15 protein-coding genes are annotated in these 17,891 nt (G+C 73.7%); 5 read left to right on the top strand and 10 right to left on the bottom strand.

The genetic code is table 11. From position 1 onward, the window contains the following. Window positions 1-237, top strand: a 237-nt coding sequence (locus ACWC9T_RS29555) for a hypothetical protein (protein WP_449824102.1), incomplete at its 5' end; no start/stop codon positions are given. Window positions 238-404: 167 nt separating this feature from the next. Here ACWC9T_RS29555 and ACWC9T_RS29550 read toward each other — a convergent pair. Continuing rightward, a complete protein-coding gene (locus ACWC9T_RS29550; protein WP_449824101.1) occupies window positions 405-1,409 on the bottom strand; it encodes a stage II sporulation protein M in 1,005 nt (334 codons plus the stop codon). Between the two features lie 242 nt (window positions 1,410-1,651). Here ACWC9T_RS29550 and ACWC9T_RS29545 point away from each other — a divergent pair, with 242 nt between their 5' ends. Continuing rightward, window positions 1,652-2,647 carry an RDD family protein gene (locus ACWC9T_RS29545; protein WP_449824100.1) on the top strand — a complete coding sequence of 332 codons (996 nt, stop codon included), beginning with the start codon at window positions 1,652-1,654 and terminating at the stop codon, window positions 2,645-2,647. 11 nt (window positions 2,648-2,658) lie between these two features. On the opposite strand, the gene ACWC9T_RS29540 is transcribed toward ACWC9T_RS29545, so the two are convergent. Next, a complete protein-coding gene (locus ACWC9T_RS29540; protein WP_449824099.1) occupies window positions 2,659-3,297 on the bottom strand; it encodes a hypothetical protein in 639 nt (212 codons plus the stop codon). Window positions 3,298-3,405: 108 nt separating this feature from the next. Here ACWC9T_RS29540 and ACWC9T_RS29535 point away from each other — a divergent pair, with 108 nt between their 5' ends. Next, window positions 3,406-3,918 (top strand): SigE family RNA polymerase sigma factor, encoded by a 513-nt coding sequence (locus tag ACWC9T_RS29535; protein ID WP_449824098.1) that lies wholly within the window; start codon window positions 3,406-3,408, stop codon window positions 3,916-3,918. Then, window positions 3,915-4,988 carry a hypothetical protein gene (locus ACWC9T_RS29530; RefSeq protein WP_449824097.1) on the top strand — a complete coding sequence of 358 codons (1,074 nt, stop codon included), beginning with the start codon at window positions 3,915-3,917 and terminating at the stop codon, window positions 4,986-4,988. The genes ACWC9T_RS29535 and ACWC9T_RS29530 overlap by 4 nt, the downstream gene beginning before the upstream one ends. A 91-nt stretch (window positions 4,989-5,079) precedes the next feature. Here the strand turns inward: ACWC9T_RS29530 and ahcY are convergent, their stop codons facing one another. The 6 genes from ahcY to ACWC9T_RS29500 all read right to left on the bottom strand — a co-directional run bounded on the left by ahcY (window position 5,080) and on the right by ACWC9T_RS29500 (window position 11,507). Continuing rightward, window positions 5,080-6,528 (bottom strand): adenosylhomocysteinase, encoded by a 1,449-nt coding sequence (ahcY, locus tag ACWC9T_RS29525; RefSeq protein WP_449824096.1) that lies wholly within the window; start codon window positions 6,526-6,528, stop codon window positions 5,080-5,082. 335 nt (window positions 6,529-6,863) lie between these two features. After that, on the bottom strand, window positions 6,864-7,841 hold the full coding sequence (locus ACWC9T_RS29520; RefSeq protein WP_449824095.1) for a cation diffusion facilitator family transporter: 978 nt from the start codon (window positions 7,839-7,841) through the stop codon (window positions 6,864-6,866). A gap of 101 nt (window positions 7,842-7,942) precedes the next feature. Then, entirely contained in the window at window positions 7,943-9,187 is a 1,245-nt protein-coding gene (locus tag ACWC9T_RS29515) for an SIS domain-containing protein (RefSeq protein WP_449824094.1), read from the bottom strand. A gap of 59 nt (window positions 9,188-9,246) precedes the next feature. Continuing rightward, window positions 9,247-9,429 (bottom strand): Trm112 family protein, encoded by a 183-nt coding sequence (locus ACWC9T_RS29510; protein WP_449824093.1) that lies wholly within the window; start codon window positions 9,427-9,429, stop codon window positions 9,247-9,249. A 111-nt stretch (window positions 9,430-9,540) separates the two neighbouring features. Further along, complete coding sequence (locus ACWC9T_RS29505) at window positions 9,541-10,926, bottom strand: phosphomannomutase/phosphoglucomutase (RefSeq protein ID WP_449824092.1); 1,386 nt, start codon at window positions 10,924-10,926, stop codon at window positions 9,541-9,543. Between the two features lie 128 nt (window positions 10,927-11,054). Continuing rightward, complete coding sequence (locus ACWC9T_RS29500; protein ID WP_449824103.1) at window positions 11,055-11,507, bottom strand: DUF3499 domain-containing protein; 453 nt, start codon at window positions 11,505-11,507, stop codon at window positions 11,055-11,057. Between the two features lie 75 nt (window positions 11,508-11,582). Between ACWC9T_RS29500 and ACWC9T_RS29495 the strand changes: the two genes are divergently transcribed. Beyond that, window positions 11,583-12,035 carry a metallopeptidase family protein gene (locus tag ACWC9T_RS29495; RefSeq protein ID WP_449824091.1) on the top strand — a complete coding sequence of 151 codons (453 nt, stop codon included), beginning with the start codon at window positions 11,583-11,585 and terminating at the stop codon, window positions 12,033-12,035. Window positions 12,036-12,246: 211 nt separating this feature from the next. On the opposite strand, the gene ACWC9T_RS29490 is transcribed toward ACWC9T_RS29495, so the two are convergent. Both ACWC9T_RS29490 and ACWC9T_RS29485 read right to left on the bottom strand, forming a co-directional pair. After that, complete coding sequence (locus ACWC9T_RS29490; RefSeq protein WP_449824090.1) at window positions 12,247-13,998, bottom strand: DUF5719 family protein; 1,752 nt, start codon at window positions 13,996-13,998, stop codon at window positions 12,247-12,249. Between the two features lie 6 nt (window positions 13,999-14,004). Then, a complete protein-coding gene (locus tag ACWC9T_RS29485; RefSeq protein ID WP_449824089.1) occupies window positions 14,005-17,844 on the bottom strand; it encodes a glycosyltransferase family 2 protein in 3,840 nt (1,279 codons plus the stop codon). Between the last annotated feature and the right edge of the window lie 47 nt (window positions 17,845-17,891).

Genomic DNA, 17,891 nt, shown 5'->3' with positions numbered 1-17,891 from the left:
GCTGTTGAGTTCTCAAGGAACGGACACTTCCTTCGGACCGCCTTCCAGCGGGCCCTCCGGGCGCTTCGTTCTTTCGTGTTTCCAGCTTATCAGATCTTCTCGGCCGTTCTTACCAGCTTCGTTTTCTCTGAATTCCCACTGGCGGGATTTCCTTCGAACCTCGCTCCGAAGCCTATCAAAGCCTTCGGTGTGCTCAGTCCGCGGGATTTGCTTCATCAGAGAGCGCGCATTTCGTGAAACGCGCTCGCCTCGATTTCGGCGGTGTCGTAGACACTAACGCCCGGGCTTGACCGTTGTCCAGTCAGTCCCAACCGTTCAAACCTACTAGCCCATCCTCACCACGTCAATGGTTTGGCCGGGATGCGAGAAGAGTAGCAGGTCAGGAGCCTGTTGATCGCATCGACTCAGGCCGCGACGGGCTGCAGGTCCGCCCGGTCGGCCGCATCCACGTCGCCGGACTCTCCGCCCTCGGCGGCCCTTCGGCCCAACACCAGGGCGTACAGAAGGAAGGCCACCTCGGCCAGCACGCCGATCGAAATGCGCGCCCAGGTCGGCAGGCCGGACGGGGTCACGAAGGCTTCGAGGACACCGGAGACCGCCAACACGGTCGCCAGGCCCATCGACATCCCGATGATCGAGCGGCCCTGTTCCGCCAGCGCGACGGTCCGGGTGCGCGGGCCGGGGTCGATGACGGTCCAGCCGAGGCGCAGACCGAGGCCGCCGGCCACGAAGACCGCGGTCAGCTCCAGCAGGCCGTGCGGAATGAGCAGACCGAGGAAGACGTCGAGCCGGCCAGCCGAGGCCATCAGTCCGACGCCGATGCCGAGGTTGACCACGTTGGTCCACATCACCCACAGGACCGGAATGCCCAGCGCGATTCCGTACAGCAGGCACTGCACCGCGATCCAGGCGTTGTTCGTCCAGACCTGCGCCGCGAAGGAGCTGGCCGGCCGGTCCGAGTAGTACGCCTCGTACTGACCGCCGGGGCGGGTCATCTCCCGCAGCTGGTCGGGGGCGATGAGGCTGTTGCGGACCTCCGGGTGGGTCGCCATCCACCAGGCGAGCAGCGCGGTGGCGATCATCGACACGACCGCCACCGGCACCCACCAACGGCGGGCGCGGTACAGCGCGGCCGGGAAGCTCACCGTGTAGTAGCGGGCGACGTCCTGCCAGCCGTTGGTGCGGGCGCCGGTCACCGCGCTGCGGGCCCGAGAGACCAGGCCGGTCAGCCGGCTGACCAGGGCCGGGTCGGGCGCAGCCGCCTGGACCTTGGCCAGGTGGCCGGTGGCGCGCTGGTAGAGGGTGACGAGCTCGTCGGCCTCCTCACCGTTGAGGCGGCGCCTGCGGGCGAGGGCGTCCAGCCGGGCCCACTCCCCCTGGTGGGTGGCGACGAAGACGTCCAGGTCCATTCGGCGGCTCCATGGTCGGCGGTGGGCGCGTGGCGCGCGTGCGCGGTCGGGCAGGTGCGTACGGACACGTTCGGCCCAGCATGCCAGGAACCGTTGCCTCCGCAGCCGTCGGGATCTCACTTCCCGTGCGCCCACCGGGCGCCGTATGTTTGCGGCTGCGGATCGGACTGCGGAGAGCGGGTCGTGGGGGGCCGATCCATTCGAACTCCCCCTCCCCGCATGAGCGTGAACGGACAGGTGTCTTGAGCGACCTGGTGACGGGTGAGGCGGTCGTCCTCGACCTGCAGACGGCGAAGCTTCCGAGCAGGGCGCTGGCGATCGTGCTCGACCTGCTCGTCGAGTTCGCCGCCCTGTTCATCGTCTCGCTGGTGCTGAGCGTCGCCCTGATCGACCTCGACGGCGCGGCGGCGGCAGCGACGCTGCTCGGCCTGACGGTGTTCTTCCTGGCCGCCGTGCCGGTGATGGTCGAGACCCTCAGCCACGGGCGCTCGCTCGGCAAGGCCGCGCTCGGCCTGCGGGTGGTCCGCACCGACGGCGGCCCGGTCCGGTTCCGGCACTCGCTGGTGCGCGGGCTGGTCGGCTTCATCGAGCTGATCGCGGTGACCGGTTCCGCGGCCGTGATCACCTCGGCGGTGAACTCGGACGGGAAGCGGCTCGGCGACATCTTCGCCGGGACGGTGGTCGTCCGCGAACGCACCCCGGGCGCGGGCGGGCGGACCACCCCGCTGCCGCCGGTGCACCCGCAGCTGCTCCACGACATGGGCCGCGAGCTGGTCGCGATGGACCTGTCCGCGGTGCCCGAGCCGCTCTGGCTCGCGGTCCGCCAACTGCTCGGCAGGATAGGCCAGTTGGAGCCGTCGGTGGCGTTCCGGATGGCCGCCGGCCTGGCCGAGGACCTGTCCGCCCGGATTGGCCACCCGATACCGCCGGGGCTGCACCCGGTCGCCTACCTGGGCGCGGTGCTCACCGAGCGCCAGCGCCGGGAGTGGATGCGCGCCCAGCAGCGGTTCGCGGCGCAGGCGGCCGTCCAGATGACCGCCCCGCGCCCGGTCACCGTCCCGACGGCCCCCGCGGCTCCGGTGGCACCGGTCGACGGACGGCCCCACCGTGTCCTCGGGATGCCCGCGCCCATGGCGCCCGTCGCCCACGCGCCGGCCCCCGCAGCGCCGGTGCCCCCGGCGGTCCCGTCGCTCGACAGGCCCGCCGTCGCCGACACCGGCTTCGCCCCGCCCGCCTGAACCCGGTCCGGCTACTCCCCTACGTCCCCCACCGGCCAGGCGTTCGGCGGCGATTCCAGCTCCTCCAGCTCGATCCCCTCCGCCGCCAGCACCACGTCCCCCGCCAGGTGCACGACCTGCTGCTCCCCCGTCTCCAGGTCCGCCACCTGGTACCGCTCGACCAGCAGCGGCCCCGAGTCCGTCTCGTGGGTGTCGACGCCCTCCAGCAGCCACCCCTGGTCGAAGGTGCGCGGCGCCAGCACCGGCTCGGTGAACGCCACCAGCCGCACCCGCGCGCTCGCCCCCTCCCGCAGCCGCAGCATCCGGGCGGTGGCGACCAGGAAGCCCGGCGAGCGCCCGGTGAAGCCGTGCGCCCGGTCGTGCCCCTCCACCGCCGACGCGCCGCCCGGGTCCGCCGCGTCGGTACGGACCCAGGCCACCCCGTCCACCGCGCCGCCGCGCACCTGCCAGCCGCCGGCCCGCAGCTCCATCCGCAGTGGCCGGGCCCGCGAGTCCAGCGTGAGGTCGACGCTGCCGATCACCCGGCCGTCCGGCGCGTAGGTCTTGGAGACGTACCGCCACCCGGCCGCCCCGGGCGCGCAGCTGAAGCGCTCCTCGCCGAGCAGCAGGTGGTCGTGGGTGTCGTGCAGCGAGTACCGGCCATTGGGCATGCCCGAAGCCTACGTGCGCGCCCGCATGCAACGTTCCGGGCCGGTGCCCGCATTAAGGAGGCGGACGGTGCGGAGACCGCGCCGCCGCCACGACGAGAGGGGGTGCAGATGGCGAAGCAGACGCGCGACGAGGAGTTCACGGAGTACGTGGCCTCCAGGAGCGGCTGGCTGCGGAAGGTCGCCTATCTGCTGTGCGGGGACTGGCACCGGGCCGACGACCTGGTGCAGGAGACCATCACCAAGCTGTACGTGCACTGGGCGAAGGCGAGCCGCGCGAAGAACGTGGACGGCTACGCCCGCCGGACGCTGGTCAACACGTTCCTCGCCGAGCAGCGCACCTCCTGGTGGCGCCGGACGGTACGGGTCGGCACCGAGCCGGACATCGCGGCCGAGAGCATCGACCTGGACGTCTCGCTCGATCTGCGCCAGGCGCTGGCGGCGCTCCCGCCGCGCCAGCGCGCGACGGTCGTGCTCCGGTACTACTGCGACCTGTCGATCGATCAGGCGGCCGAGGCGCTGAACTGCTCGTCCGGCAACGTGAAGAGCCAGAGCGCGCGCGCCCTGGACACCCTGCGTCGCAGCCTCGTTCTCGTCCCGGCTGTCGCAGAGAGGACGTCATGACCACCACCGACCACCACGAGCTGACCGCCGCCCTGTCGGCCCTGGCCGACGAGCCGGCCCCGCCCGTCGCCTTCGACGTCACCACCTCCATCGCCCGCGGCCGGGCCCGCCTGCACCGCCGGTACCGGGCCACGGCCGGCGCGGTGGCCGTCGTGGCGGCCGCCGCGCTCACGGTCACGATGCTGATGAAGCCCGGCAACACGACACCGGCGGTGCAGACCCTCCCGGCGGTCACCCAGACGGCGACACCGACCCCGACGCCGACCGCCACCCGAGCCGCCGCCTCGGACCCGCTCAGCACCGAGATCTCCTACGGCTGGCTGCCCGACTGGGTGGACCAGCCGGGCCGGATCGACCGCGAGATCCAGGCCCAGGGCGCCTACTCCGCGTCCAAGGACACCGGCCGGAGCATCCCGCGCCTGAATCTCCAGCTCTACCCCGCCGGCGTCGAGCCCCCGATGGAGGGGCGGCCACTCCCGACCGGCACGCACCTCGTGCGCGAGGACGCCCCGCCGATCGACGGGCGGACGGCCTACTGGACGACCCTGTCGAACGTGTCGAACGGGACGCAGACGTGGTCGCTGCGCTGGCTGACCCCCTCGGGCCGCTGGGCGGAACTCAGCGCGAGCAACGGCACCCCGGAGGAGACCGGTCGCGACGTGCTCCTCAAGGTGGCCAACGGCGTCAGGTACGGACACCGGGACGTCCCGCTGCCGGTCCAGTTCACCGGCCTGCCCGAGGAGTTCGGGACGCCCGACGTGGTGCAGCTCTCCCGCCCGGACCCGGGCGGCCGGGGAGCCTGGAACCTCTACCTGAACTTCAAGATCGAGGGGAAGGCCGTCACCCTCGAACTGCGGCCGGACACGGACGAGCCCGGCACGATGCCGACCGGGCACCCCACCCCCGCCCCGACCTGCGAATCCCGGAACGGCGTGTGGATCTGCGCCAACGTGTACGGGGGCACCCCGTCGGCCCTGGAGCAGATCGGCGGACTGTCCGGACTGCTCGCGCGCACCGAGCCCATCGGCGTGAACGAGCGGGACTGGACCACCGACGTGTTCGTCCGCTGAGCACCCGAGAGGCCGAACGCCGGTGGCCGGCACCCCCGGGGGGTGCCGGCCACCGGCGTTCGCGTCACCGCGTCAGCGGCGGCTCACCACATCAGTAGCGGTACTGCTCCGGCTTGTACGGGCCCTCGACCGGAACGCCGATGTAGTCGGCCTGCTCCTGGGTCAGGGTGGTCAGCTTCACGCCCAGCGCGTCCAGGTGCAGGCGGGCGACCTTCTCGTCCAGGTGCTTCGGCAGCACGTAGACGCCGGTCGGGTACTGGTCGGTCTTCGTGAACAGCTCGATCTGGGCGATCGTCTGGTTCGCGAAGGAGTTGGACATCACGAAGGACGGGTGACCGGTCGCGTTGCCCAGGTTCAGCAGGCGGCCCTCGGAGAGGACGATGATGGTGCGGCCGTCGGCCTTGCGCCACTCGTGGACCTGCGGCTTGATCTCGGTCTTCACGACGCCGTCGAGCTTGGCCAGGCCGGCCATGTCGATCTCGTTGTCGAAGTGGCCGATGTTGCCCACGATGGCCTGGTGCTTCATCCGGGCCATGTGGGAGGCCATGATGATGTCCTTGTTGCCCGTGGTGGTGATGAAGATGTCGGCGATCTCGACGACGTCGTCCAGCGTGGCGACCTGGTAGCCGTCCATCGCCGCCTGGAGCGCGCAGATCGGGTCGATCTCGGTGACGATGACGCGGGCGCCCTGGCCGCGCAGCGACTCGGCGCAGCCCTTGCCGACGTCGCCGTAGCCGCAGACGACCGCGACCTTGCCGCCGATCAGTACGTCGGTGGCGCGGTTGATGCCGTCGATGAGCGAGTGGCGGCAGCCGTACTTGTTGTCGAACTTCGACTTGGTGACCGAGTCGTTGACGTTGATCGCCGGGAACAGCAGCTGGCCGTCACGGTGCATCTCGTACAGGCGGTGGACACCGGTGGTGGTCTCCTCGGTCACGCCCTTGATGGTGGCGGCGACCTCGGTCCACTTGTTCGGGGTCTCCTTGAGGGTGCGGTTGAGCAGCTCGAGGATGATCCGGAACTCGTCGTTGTCCGCGGTGGACGGGTCCGGAGCGGCACCGGCCTTCTCGAACTCGACGCCCTTGTGGATCAGCAGGGTGGCGTCGCCGCCGTCGTCCAGGATCATGTTCGGGGTCTGCCCGTCAGGCCAGGTCAGCGCCTGCTCGGTGCACCACCAGTACTCCTCCAGGGTCTCGCCCTTCCAGGCGAAGACCGGCACGCCCTGCGGGTTCTCCGCGGTGCCCTCCGGGCCGACGGCGATGGCGGCGGCGGCGTGGTCCTGGGTGGAGAAGATGTTGCAGGAGCACCAGCGGACCTCGGCGCCGAGCGCCGTCAGGGTCTCGATCAGCACGGCGGTCTGGATGGTCATGTGCAGCGAGCCGGTGATCCGGGCGCCGGCCAGCGGCTGCGACTCGGCGAACTCGGCGCGGATCGCCATCAGGCCGGGCATCTCGTGCTCGGCCAGCTGGATCTCCTTGCGGCCGAACGGCGCCAGGGAAAGGTCGGCGACCTTGAAGTCACCGGTGATGTCGGTCGACATGCGTCTGCTCCTCGCTGATGGGGTGGGGCACGGCCAAGGTCCGGATGTGTCGCGCATGGCGGGCCGTACGGACGCACGGCTACGCCGGGGCTGCCGGATCCCGTGGTGGCGGACCGGCTCCCTGCTGCGCAGCACAAACCGTCGGAGGACCTCTCTCCCTCGACCGGCGCACACCCTACGGGTGCGGACCGCCGATCGACCGCCATCAGCAGCGACGTTCTGGCTCTGGTGACGAATCTACACCGGCGGCCCCACCGGTCGTCCGCCGATGACCGATTTCGGCCCCGGATCCGACCGCCGCTCGACCCGGACACCAGCCGGGCGAGGACGGTCCGTCAGTGCGCCGCGCCGGGGCCGGGACCGCCCGGGGTGGCGGCCGGGTCCTCGCCCGCGGCGTCCTTCTCGGCGCTGTAGACGTCCGGCTCCAGGTAGATCACCCGGGCGATCGGGACGGCGGCGCGGACCCGCTCCTCGGCCTCGTCAATCGCCTGCGCCACCCGGGCTGCGCTGTCCTCCGCGTTGACGGAGATCTTGGCGGCGACCAGCAGCTCCTCCGGGCCGAGGTGCAGGGTGCGCATGTGGATCACCCCGGTGACCGCCTCGCCGTCCACCAGCGCGGCGCGGATCCGCCGCACCGACTCCTTGTCGGCGGACTCGCCGAGCAGCAGCGACTTGGTCTCCAGGGCGAGCACCACGGCGATCACCACCAGCAGGACGCCGATGCACAGGGTGCCGACGCCGTCCCAGACGCCGTTGCCGGTGATCACGGTGAGCGAGACCCCGAACAACGCGAGCATCAGGCCGATCAGCGCGCCGGTGTCCTCCAGCAGCACCACCGGCAGCTCCGGCGCCTTGGCGGTGCGGATGAACTGCACCCAGCCCTGCCCGCCCTTGGCCTTGGCGGACTCCCGCATCGCGGTGAGGAAGGACCAGCCCTCCATCCCGAGGGCGAAGACCAGCACGCCGACCGCCCAGCCCCAGGAGTCCAGCGCCTCCGGGTGGCTGACCTTGTGCCAGCCCTCGTAGATGGCGAACAGGCCACCGACGCTGAACAGCACGATGGCCACCAGGAAGCCGTAGACGTAGCGCTCGCGGCCGTACCCGAACGGATGCTCCTCGTCCGCCGCCCGGCGCGCCCGCCTGCCGCCGACCAGCAGCAGCACCTGGTTGCCGGAGTCGGCCACCGAGTGCACGCCCTCGGCCAGCATCGAGGAGGAGCCGGTGAAGCCGAAGGCGGTGAACTTGGCCGCCGCGATCGCCAGGTTCGCGGACAGCGCCGCCACCAGTGCCTTCGTCCCGCCCTCTGTACTCATGCGCCCACCTCGCTGCGCTCGGCAGGGGCATTCGCCCGTACGCACCTGTCGATGGTTCGCTCACGTCGCTCGCTCACGCGCCGAGAGTAGCGGCAGCCGGCTCAGGACTGCGCTGCGGCGAGCCCCAGGTAGACGGCGGCGAAGTCGGTCAGCGCGATCAGGTCGGCCAACGCCTGCAGCGGGTCCGCCAGGGTGCTCGCGTACTCGGTCAGCCGGACGTCGTGGGCGGCCGCCAGCCGGTGCGCGCGGCCGACGCCGAAGCTGCGCGGGCGCTCGTCGTCCTCCGGCACCTCGGCCGGGCCGTCCTGCTCCTCCGCCGAGCCGGTGCCGGGGACGTGCCGCAGCAGCAGGACCTGCAGGTGCAGCGGATCGGGCTCCTCGACCCGGTCGCGGAAGAAGTCGTCCGGGTCCGCGCCGGCGCCCAACTGGCCGGTGAACATGCCGCGGTGGGCGGTGAGCACCTGCGGCAGCGGCCCGGCCAGCGCCGGGCGGCCGGCCCGGTCGGCCAGCTGGGCGGCGAACCTGGCGGCGGCCGCCCCGGCGATCGGGCCCTCGGCCCACAGCAGCGGGACGGTCCCGGCCAGCCGCGCGGCCAGCCCCTTCGCCGGGTTGGTGTACGCGGCGGCGTCCGGCCGGCAGCGCACGGCGGCGGCGTCCAGCAGGTCGGCGACGGCCGACAGCGCGTTGTACGGCAGCTGGGTGAGGCCGAGCTTCTGGGCGAGCGCCAGCATCGGGGTCAGGTGGGACCAGAGCGCGGCCGGGTCCTCGGGCGGCAGGTCCGGCTCGGCGGCCGGTACGGCGGGCAGGCCCTCGTCGGGCAGCACCGAGGCCGTGTACGGCAGCGGCAGCGCGCGCACCTGGAGCGCGGCCTCGGCCAGCGGGCTGCCGGCGGGGGCTGTGACGACGATGGCGCAGCCGCGCGCGTACGCCTGCTCGGCGAGGCTGATCAGGCCCTGTTCGCCGCCGTCGGCAGAGCTGATCACCAGCAGGTCGAGCGGGCCGGCCCAGCCGGGCAGCTGCCAGCCGAGCCCGGCGGTGAAGGCGGGCGGCGCGCCGGCCCGGTCGCTGCGCGGGGCGGCGGCCTCGGTCGGCGGCAGCGGGGTGACCAGGCTGGAGGTCCCGGCCAGCGTGGCCAGGATCTCGCCCGCCGTCAGGGCGCTGCCGTAGCCGGCGACCAGGACGGCTCGCGGGCGGCCGTCCGGGCGCAGCCGGTCGAGACCGGCCGCCTCGGCCTGCCGCAGCGTGGTGCGGACCCGGGCGCCGGCGCCGGCCAGGGCCAGCAGGGCGCGGTCGTGGTCGGCGCGCTGGAGGGCGGCCGGGTCGTCGAGCAGGGTGTCGTCGAGCATGCGGCGGGCCTCCGGCTGTCCTGTGGGCGGCGGGCGCGGGTGGGGCTTCGCCCCCAGGATCAGGCCGGGCGGCGGGCCTCGTCCACCAGGAGGACCGGAATGCCGTCCCGGACCGGGTACGCGAGGCCGCAGTCCGTGCCGATGCAGACCAGCTCGGGCTGCTCCTCGGTGCCGCCCTCGGCGAGCGCGGCCCGGCACTGCGGGCAGACCAGGATCTCCAGCAGGAAGGATTCGAGCTTCATGGGGCTCTCCAAAGTTCGGGGGTGGCACGGAGGTGCCCCGGCCGATAGGCAACCCTACCGGCCGGGGCACTGCGGCCCGTTGTCAGGCGCGCTTCGCTCGGATGCGCTCGCTCAGGCGCGGACGACGGCGAGCACGCCGTCGCGCAGCTCCGCCATCTTCGCCGGGTCCTTGGCCTCGACGTTGAGGCGCAGCAGCGGCTCGGTGTTGGAGGCGCGCAGGTTGAACCACCAGTCCGGGCCGGCCACGGTGAGGCCGTCCAGCTCGTCCACGGTGGTGCCCTCCAGGCCGGCGTAGGCGGCGCGGACGGCGGCGGTGCTGGCGGCCTGGTCGGCGACGGTGCTGTTGATCTCGCCGGAGGCGGCGTAGCGGTCGTACTCGGCGGTCAGCTCGGAGAGCGTGCCCTCCTGGCCGCCGAGCGCGGCCAGCACGTGCAGCGCGGCCAGCATGCCGGTGTCGGCGCGCCAGAAGTCGCGGAAGTAGTAGTGCGCGGAGTGCTCACCGCCGAAGACGGCGTCGGTGACGGCCATCTCCTGCTTGATGAAGGAGTGGCCGACCCGGGTGCGCACCGGGGTGGCGCCGAGCTCGCGGACCACCTCGGGGACGGTCCAGGAGGTGATCAGGTTGTGGATGACGGTCGGCTCGGACTCGCCGGCGGCCTTGGCGCGGGCGATCTCGCGGGCGGCGACCAGGGCGGTGATCGCGGACGGGGAGACCGGCTCGCCGCGCTCGTCCACGACGAAGCAGCGGTCGGCGTCGCCGTCGAAGGCCAGGCCCACGTCGGCGCCGACCTCGCGGACCTTGGCCTGCAGGTCGACCAGGTTCTTCGGGTCGAGCGGGTTGGCCTCGTGGTTGGGGAAGGTGCCGTCCAGCTCGAAGTACATCGGGACGAGCTCGATCGGCAGGCCGTCGAAGACGGTCGGCACGGTGTGGCCGCCCATGCCGTTGCCGGCGTCCACCGCGACCTTGAGCGGGCGGATGGCGGTCAGGTCGACCAGGCCCAGCAGGTGGTCGGCGTAGCCGCGCAGGGTCTCCTGCTCGGAGAGCGCGCCGGGCTTGACGTCCTTGGCCGGGACGGTGACGGTGTCGTCCTCGCCGGTCCAGGACTCGACCAGCTCGCGGATCTCGGACAGGCCGGTGTCCTGGCCGACCGGGGCTGCGCCGGCCCGGCAGAGCTTGATGCCGTTGTACTGGGCCGGGTTGTGGCTGGCGGTGAACATCGCGCCGGGCAGGTCGAGCTTGCCGCTGGCGTAGTAGAGCTGGTCGGTCGAGCAGAGGCCGATCTCGACCACGTCGGCGCCGTAGGCCGCGGCGCCCTCGGCGAAGGCCCGGCTGAGCGACGGGGAGGAGGGGCGCATGTCGTGGCCGACCACGATCGCGGTCGCGCCGGTGACCTGCACGAAGGCGGCACCGAAGGCCCGGGACAGGCCCTCGTCCCACTGGTCCGGGACGACACCTCGGACGTCGTACGCCTTCACGAGCTGCTTGAGGTCGCGCACTGCGGCTCCACCCTGTGTCTTTGCTGATCGATACGTCGGGCCACCGGCTCCGTTCGGTCGACGGGTCGCGGTGACGTCAGACGGGCAGCGTACCCGGGCCGGGCGAACGCTCCGTGCCGGGTGAGGCGTCAGTTGTCGGGCGAGCGGAGCACCCGGAGGTGGCCGCGGCGGCTGCCCTCGGTGGAATCGCCCTCGGGAACGCGGCCCTGACGGGGGGTCTGCGGGCGGGCGGCCTCGCGGACGGCGTTGGCGAGGGCCTCCAGGTCGTCGCTGCTGCGGCGCAGCGGCCCGGCCTCGGCGGCGAGCCGGACGACCTCCCAGCCGCGCGGGGCGGTGAGCCGCTCGGCGTGCTCGGCGCACAGGTCGTAGCAGTGGGGCTCGGCGTAGGTGGCGAGCGGGCCCAGTACGGCGGTGGAGTCCGCGTAGACGTACGTCAGCGTCGCGACGGCCGGTCGGCCGCACGCGGTCCGCGAACAACGACGTACAGAGCTCACGAGGGTGGACGGTACCGCACTCCCCGCCGGGGAGCGAAGACCGCCTGCCCGGAGGCGGTGCCGTGTCGCCCGGCGCGCACTCGTCAGTGCGCCGATCCCCCGGGCGTTTCCCCGTCGGAGTGGTCCACTTCCGACCGACCAAGGACTACCCTCGGCAGTGATATGGACAGCTCCGCACCGCAGTCATCGACAGGGCCCTCGCGCCGCCCCCGGCACCGCGACCGGCACGGCAGAGGGCTGCGCGGCCCGCTGGCGCCGCCCCAGGTGCCGATCTCGCTCACCCGCTCCGAACTGTTCGACGACTACGTGCGCGAGTCGGTGGAGCGGCTGGAGCGGCGTTGGCCGCAGCTGATCGAGGTGGAGTTCGCCGTCCAGGAGGTGCCGCTGCACGAGGCGGACGGCGCCGACACCGACGACGGTGTGCCGCTGGGCCGGGTGTCGCCGGGCGAGAAGGGCCGCAAGAGCCAGATCGTGGTGTACCGGCGGCCGGTGGAGATCCGGGCGAAGACCCGGGAGGACCGGGCGGCGCTGGTGCACGAGATCCTGATCGAGCAGGTGGCCGAACTTCTGGGGCTGTCGCCGGACGCGATCGACCCGCGCTACGACGAGGACTGACCTCTCGGGAGAAGGGCGTATCGGGAGCGCCCGGAGGCGAGCGGGGGGTAACAGCCCCGGGAGCCCGAAGGGCGCGCCGGTGTCGAAAGCGACGAGCGACAAGCGAGCGCAGCGAGTGCCGGAGCGAGGAGTGTCGACACCGGATCGGGAGCGCCCGGAGGCGAGCGGGGGGTAACAGCCCCGGGAGCCCGAAGGCCCCCGGGGCGCCCGGTCAGCGCAGGACGACGCCCGGGTCCTGGGCGGCCTGCGGGACCTTGACGGTGCTGTGGTCGTCGCGCAGCGCCTGGACGGTGAACATCGGCACGTCCTTGGTGGGGATGGCGAGCATCCGGGCGGCGACCACCGGGCCGCCGGACTCGGTCTCCACGGTGACCGCGAAGACGCCGTTCAGCCCGGCGGGCTCGGGCGCCGGGATGGCGACCGTGCCGCCGGCCGGGACCTGGACCTCCTTGGTCGCCGGGGTGCCGCCGCCGCTGCCGGCCGAGCCGGTGACCTTGACGGTGGCGGCGTCGCCGGTGGAGGTCAGGAACAGCGTGGAGTTGCCGGCCCGGTTGTCGGCGACGGTGGCGCGGGCGCCGATCGGGTTGCTGCCGGTGAGCCAGGCCGCGTCGCTCTTGCCGTTGTTCCCCGTGCGGTCGACCCGCAGGCCGGCCACGATCGCGGTGGGGTGCTTGTCGTCGCTGGGTGACAGCCGCAGTCCGGCGACCTCGTCGCGGGTGATCTTGCCGAGGTCGACGGCGGCCACCATGCCCGCCTTGACGTGGATCGACTCGTTGCCGGCCGGGGTGAACCAGCCGTTCTTGCCGGAGAGCTGGATCTTCAGGTCGGCGTCGTCCTCCGGCGGCGCCCAGACCACCAGGCGGGCGGCGGAGGTGTCGGCGGGCAGGCCAGGCAGCACCTGGGTGGCGGCCGGCTCGGCGGAGGCGGGGATCCAGTCGGCGCCCTTGTTGCCGTCGGCGGCGTGCAGCGCGGCGCCGATCCGCCCGGAGCGGACCACCACGTGCACGGCGAGGTCGGTGACGGCGCCCTTGCTGATGGTGGACAGCAGCACGGACTGCGAACTGCCGGGGGCGACGGTGATGCCGTTGGCGGCGTCGTTGTCGATCAGGCCCTTGTCGCCGTACAGCTTGATGTCGACCACCGCGGCGGAGGACTCGGCGTTGACCAGGCTGAGGTAGTCGACCCGGTCGCCGGCCGTGCTGGCCCCGGCGAACCAGAAGTCGGTGCCGGCCGGGGTGCAGGTGAGGCCGGACAGGCCCAGGCCACGCTGCTCGGTGACCACGGTGGTCTGGCTGACGGTGAAGCCGGGGGCGAGCGCGCCGGTGGCGACGGCTCCGGTGCCGGGCGCGGCGTCGCCGTTGGTGGCCGGGCCGGTGGCCGGGGTGCCGGGCTTGGTGACAGTCAGTTTGGCGTCGGCGGGCGCGGCGTTCTTGTCCGGGGCCGGGGCGCCCGAGCCGCTCGGGGCCGGGGTCGCACTCGGTCCCTGGGTCGCGGAGCCCGTCGGCGTCGGGGCGGCCGAGGGCGTGGCGGTCGGCGGGGTGGCGGGGGCGGCCTGGTCGGAGAGCCAGCCGGCGCCGCTGGTGGCCGAGCCGGTCCCGGGCGGGGTGTAGGCGGTGAGCGTGGTCGAGCCGGTCAGGCCCTGCAGCGGCTGCGGGCAGACCGCCGCGGTCCGCTCGACCTGCGCGGTGCTCGGGGCGACGCCGTCGGCCGCCTTGGCCTGGCCGGCCGGCTGGCGGACCTGGGCGATGCCGAACACCGCCGCGAGCACCACGGCCGCGGCCAGCAGGGACCGGGTGGTCTTCCCGGCGGACCGGCCGGGGGCCTTGCCCTGCGGGCGGGCGGTCCCGGCGGACTCCGCCGGCTCGAAGGCCTTGGCGGACTCCGTCGGCTCGACGGCCTCGGCGGGCTCGAAGGCGTCCTCGGCCCGGCCGCCGGACTTCTTCCTGAAAGCGGGCTTCTTCATCGCGGGTCAGCTCCCCGATCCGTGCTGGTGCGGGTACCGGCCGGTGCCGTCTGGGTCGTTCGGGTCGTAGTAGGGCTCGCCGTGCTGCTGCCCCGGCAGCCACGGCTGCTGGTGCTGCTGGTACGGGTCGTAGCCGTACTGCTCCTGCTGGTACGCCTGCTCGTAGCCCTGCTGCGGGTAGCCCTGCTGGCCGCCGTCGTACCCGTGGGTGTCGTACCCCTGGCCGCCGTACGGCGCGGCCACCGGCGGCTGGGCCGCGTACTGGTCGTAGCTGTACGGGTCGGCCTGCTGGTAGGTCTGGTACGGGTCGGTGTACGGCTCGGCCTCCTGGACGGCGGCGGCCGCCTGGACCGCCTCGGTCACCGGTTCGCCGGCTGGCTGGGCCGGAACCGCGCCCGGCCGGCCCTCGTACACCCCGGGCTCCTCGGCGCCGGGCTCGCCGCCCTCGCCGCGCTCGGCCATCCGGCGGGCCCGGCGGCTGCCGGGGGCTGGGGCCTGCGCCTGGGCGGCGGCCAGCGCGGCGGCGGCCACCACCTCCTCGGGCAGGTCGTCGTCCTTGTGGCTGCGGCGGCCGGGCAGGGCCAGCACCAGGACGGTGAGGCCGAGCAGCCCCTGGGCCCAGATCCAGCCGGTGTGGGCGAGGCTGCCCTCACGGGTGACGGCCAGCTTGCCGCCGGCGGCCGGGAGCTTGAAGCCCTGCGCCCAGCCGTCCACCGTGGTGGGCTCCAGGGCGGTGCCGTCCACGGTGGCCTTCCACTCGGGGGCGGCGGACTCGGCCAGGCGCAGCACCCGGCCGGCCGGGCCGGCCGGGACGGTGGTGTTGAGGTCGCGGACACCGGCCGGGACGACCACCGGGTTCGCGCCCGGGGCGGTGATCACCGCGCGGACGGCCGGGGCGCCGTTGACCTGCCAGAGCGCGGCGTCGCCGTCCTGGTTGGCCTTGACCAGGCCGGGAGTGGTGTCCAGGACGTCCTTGAAGGCGTCGATCACCGGGCGCTGGACCAGCACGTAGGCGATGCCGTAGCCGGAGAGGGCGTTCGCCTGGTCGGCGCCGGAGCCGGCCAGCAGGCTGCCGACCATCTTGTTCAGGCCGTCCTGGGTGCCGGTGGCCGGGTCGACGGTGGACTCGGCCTGGCCGAGCGTCAGGCCCGCGCCGCGCACCACGGTGTAGCGCACGGCGCCCTTCTCCCCGGTGACGACGAGGGTGCGGGCCCGGTCGGTGGTGCTGGCCTCCTCGGCGATGAAGGCGGGCACCTGGCCGCCGTCGGCGCGGTGCAGCGGGCCGCCGGCGCCGGTCAGCGCCCACCACAGGCCGGTGCCCAGCGGGGCCAGCACCGCGGCCGCCACCACCAGGGCGGCGACCGGCTGGCGCCAGCCGAAGGCGATCCCGGCGACGCGGGCGTTGGCGCCGTCGGCGCCGATCGCGGCGGCGGCGAGCAGGGCGATCCCGGCGATCAGGGTGGCCGGGCCGGCCCAGGCGGGCACCGCCGGGCCACCGGAGGCCGGGGTGACGGAGGTGCCCGCCACCGCGACCGCGAAGACCAGGCCGGCACCGGCCGCGCCCCAGGCGGCGAGCACCGCGCGGCGGCGGTCGGCGCGCAGCAGCGCGGCGAGCGCGGCGAGCACGACACCCCCGGAGAGCCAGACCGGCGGCACCCCGGCGCCGCCGGGGTTGACCAGCAGCAGGCCGGCCGCGGTCGCCCCGGCGCCGTGCAGGCCGGGCAGGCCGGCCTCCAGCAGCAGCCACTGCGGGTGCGACAGCACCTTCAGCGACCAGGGGGCCAACACGCCGACCGGCACGGCGAGGATCACCAGCACGCGCAGGCCGAGCAGCCGCAGCGCCGTACCGCCGGAGCCGAACGCGCCGCCGCGCAGCACCGCGACGACCAGCATGGCCAGGCACAGCGGAACGGCGAGCGCCCAGGTCAGCGGGACGAAGGCGGTGGTCAGGGTGAGCAGCAGGACGGTCATCCAGACCGGCCGCCAGCCGGGGCGGGCGCCCTTGGCGGCGCTCTCCTCGCGGATGCCGAGGCCCGCCGCGATCGCGGCGGCGCGGGCCAGCGGGGGGAGCAGCACGGCCAGGACGGCGGTGCCGATCCGGCCCTGGGCGAGCGCGCCGGTGGCGGCGGGCAGCAGCGCGTAGGTGGCGCTGGCCCAGGCGCGGACCAGCTTGGAGTCCAGCAGCGGACGGGACACCAGGTAGGCGCTGACCGCGGAGAGCGGGACGGTGAGCACGAGCAGCACGGTGAGCGCGAGGTCGGCGTGGCCGAACAGCAGCCAGGAGAACACCGCGAGCACGCCGAGGTACGGCGGTGCGGCGGCGGTGGAGCCGGTGCCGATCGGATGCCAGGCGTCCGCGTACATCGACCAGAGGCCACTCGCGCCGTCGGAGGCGGGCAGCAGGGCGCCGCCGAACAGCTCGCCGCCGCCGAGCAGGCTGCGGCAGGCGATCAGGGCGAACACCAGCAGCGCGGCGAAGAGCACCGGCGCGGGGCGCCGGGCCAGCTTCTTGATCAGCGCGAACTGCTCGACGACCAGGTCCTCGGAGTCCTCGTCGCCGCCGGCCTCGACCGTGCCGTGCCGACTGCCGGGGTCGTCGCCGCCCCCTATCCCGAGCGAGCCGATGACGCCCTCGACGGCCAGCCGGGCGGTGGCACCGGGGGCCGGGAAGAGCGTGCGGTCGTCCAGGGCGTCCGCCGCCCTGGTCCGGGAGCGGCGTTTGCGCGCGGCCAACAGCCGCGGGAAGCGGATGAGTTCGTGGCCGAGACCGGCCAGTTCGTCGACGGCCTGGCGCGGGTCCTTGCCGAGCAGGTTGATGACGGCCCGCAGCAGGGTGCCGAGCACCAGGCGCAGCAGCACGTACGGGAAGAGCGCGCCCTTGCAGTTGGCGAGCAGGGTGTAGACGGCGCCGGCCTTGTCCACCCGGTGCGGGTGGGAGGAGCCGCAGTCGATGGCGCGGCGCTCACGGCTGGCCGCCTCGGCGTGCCGCAGCACGGCGTCGGGGGCGACCACCACGCGGTGGCCGGCGGCGTTGACCCGCCAGCAGAAGTCGGTGTCGTCCCGCATCAGCGGGAGGGCCTTGTCGAAGCCGCCGAGTTCCTCGAAGACGTCGCGGCGCACCAGCATGCCGGCACTGGAGACGGCGAGCACCGGGCGGACCTGGTCATGCTGGCCCTGGTCCTGCTCGCGGCGGTCGAGGCCGGTCCAGCGACGGCCGGAGCGGGCGATGGTGACGCCGACCTCCAGCAGCTGGCGGCGGTCGTACCAGCTGCGCAGCTTGGGGCCGACCACGCCGGCGCTCGGGGTGGAGTCGGCGACCTGGAGGAGGCGGCGCAGCGCGTCGGTCTGCGGCTCGCAGTCGTCGTGCAACAGCCAGAGCCACTCGACCGGCTGGGTCTCGCGGGGGCCGCCGCGGCCGAGGTCGTCCTCCTGGGCGAGCGGGTCGCCGAAGTCGTCCCAGCCGCCGGTGACCGGGTCGTAGCCGGAGGGGTCGAGCCGGTACGGCAGGTCCTCCGGGCGCAGCGGCGGGCTGTTGAAGACGGCCTCGGCGACGGCGGTGCCGAAGCCGGCCCGGCGGCCGAGGATCAGCGGGCCGCTCTCGGGCATCCCGTCGGCGAGGCCGAAGTCGTCGAGCGCTTTGGCGAGCAGTTGCGGGGAGTTGTCGGTGGATCCGGTGTCGACCGCGAGGATCCGCTGGACCTGGCGGTCCTGGCCGAGCAGGCCGGCCAGGGCCTGCGGCAGCCAGCGGGCGCCGTCGTGCGAGACGATCACCGCGGTGACCAGGTGACGCGGGTATGCGGGCGGCCTGGAAGCGGTGAAGCCGCTCTGGTGGCTGTAGACGGTCATCGAGTGCGCGGGCCCCAGTTCTCGGTGGACACAGCCGGTGAACGGCA

The sequence above is a fragment of the Kitasatospora sp. NPDC001159 genome (genome assembly GCF_053598235.1).
Note: the sequence above shows the minus strand (reverse complement) of the source record. Positions and strands in the feature narration are given on the sequence as shown.

What these genes read in the sequence shown, in the direction of transcription:
- ACWC9T_RS29550 (WP_449824101.1), bottom strand. Translation starts at nt 1,409, where the DNA reads ATGGACCTGGACGTCTTCGTCGCCACCCACCAGGGGGAGTGGGCCCGG.
- ACWC9T_RS29530 (WP_449824097.1), top strand. Translation starts at nt 3,915, where the DNA reads ATGACCACCACCGACCACCACGAGCTGACCGCCGCCCTGTCGGCCCTG.
- ahcY (WP_449824096.1), bottom strand. Translation starts at nt 6,528, where the DNA reads ATGTCGACCGACATCACCGGTGACTTCAAGGTCGCCGACCTTTCCCTG.
- ACWC9T_RS29485 (WP_449824089.1), bottom strand. Translation starts at nt 17,844, where the DNA reads ATGACCGTCTACAGCCACCAGAGCGGCTTCACCGCTTCCAGGCCGCCC.
- ACWC9T_RS29540 (WP_449824099.1), bottom strand. Translation starts at nt 3,297, where the DNA reads ATGCCCAATGGCCGGTACTCGCTGCACGACACCCACGACCACCTGCTG.
- ACWC9T_RS29510 (WP_449824093.1), bottom strand. Translation starts at nt 9,429, where the DNA reads ATGAAGCTCGAATCCTTCCTGCTGGAGATCCTGGTCTGCCCGCAGTGC.
- ACWC9T_RS29520 (WP_449824095.1), bottom strand. Translation starts at nt 7,841, where the DNA reads ATGAGTACAGAGGGCGGGACGAAGGCACTGGTGGCGGCGCTGTCCGCG.
- ACWC9T_RS29515 (WP_449824094.1), bottom strand. Translation starts at nt 9,187, where the DNA reads ATGCTCGACGACACCCTGCTCGACGACCCGGCCGCCCTCCAGCGCGCC.
- ACWC9T_RS29535 (WP_449824098.1), top strand. Translation starts at nt 3,406, where the DNA reads ATGGCGAAGCAGACGCGCGACGAGGAGTTCACGGAGTACGTGGCCTCC.
- ACWC9T_RS29495 (WP_449824091.1), top strand. Translation starts at nt 11,583, where the DNA reads ATGGACAGCTCCGCACCGCAGTCATCGACAGGGCCCTCGCGCCGCCCC.
- ACWC9T_RS29490 (WP_449824090.1), bottom strand. Translation starts at nt 13,998, where the DNA reads ATGAAGAAGCCCGCTTTCAGGAAGAAGTCCGGCGGCCGGGCCGAGGAC.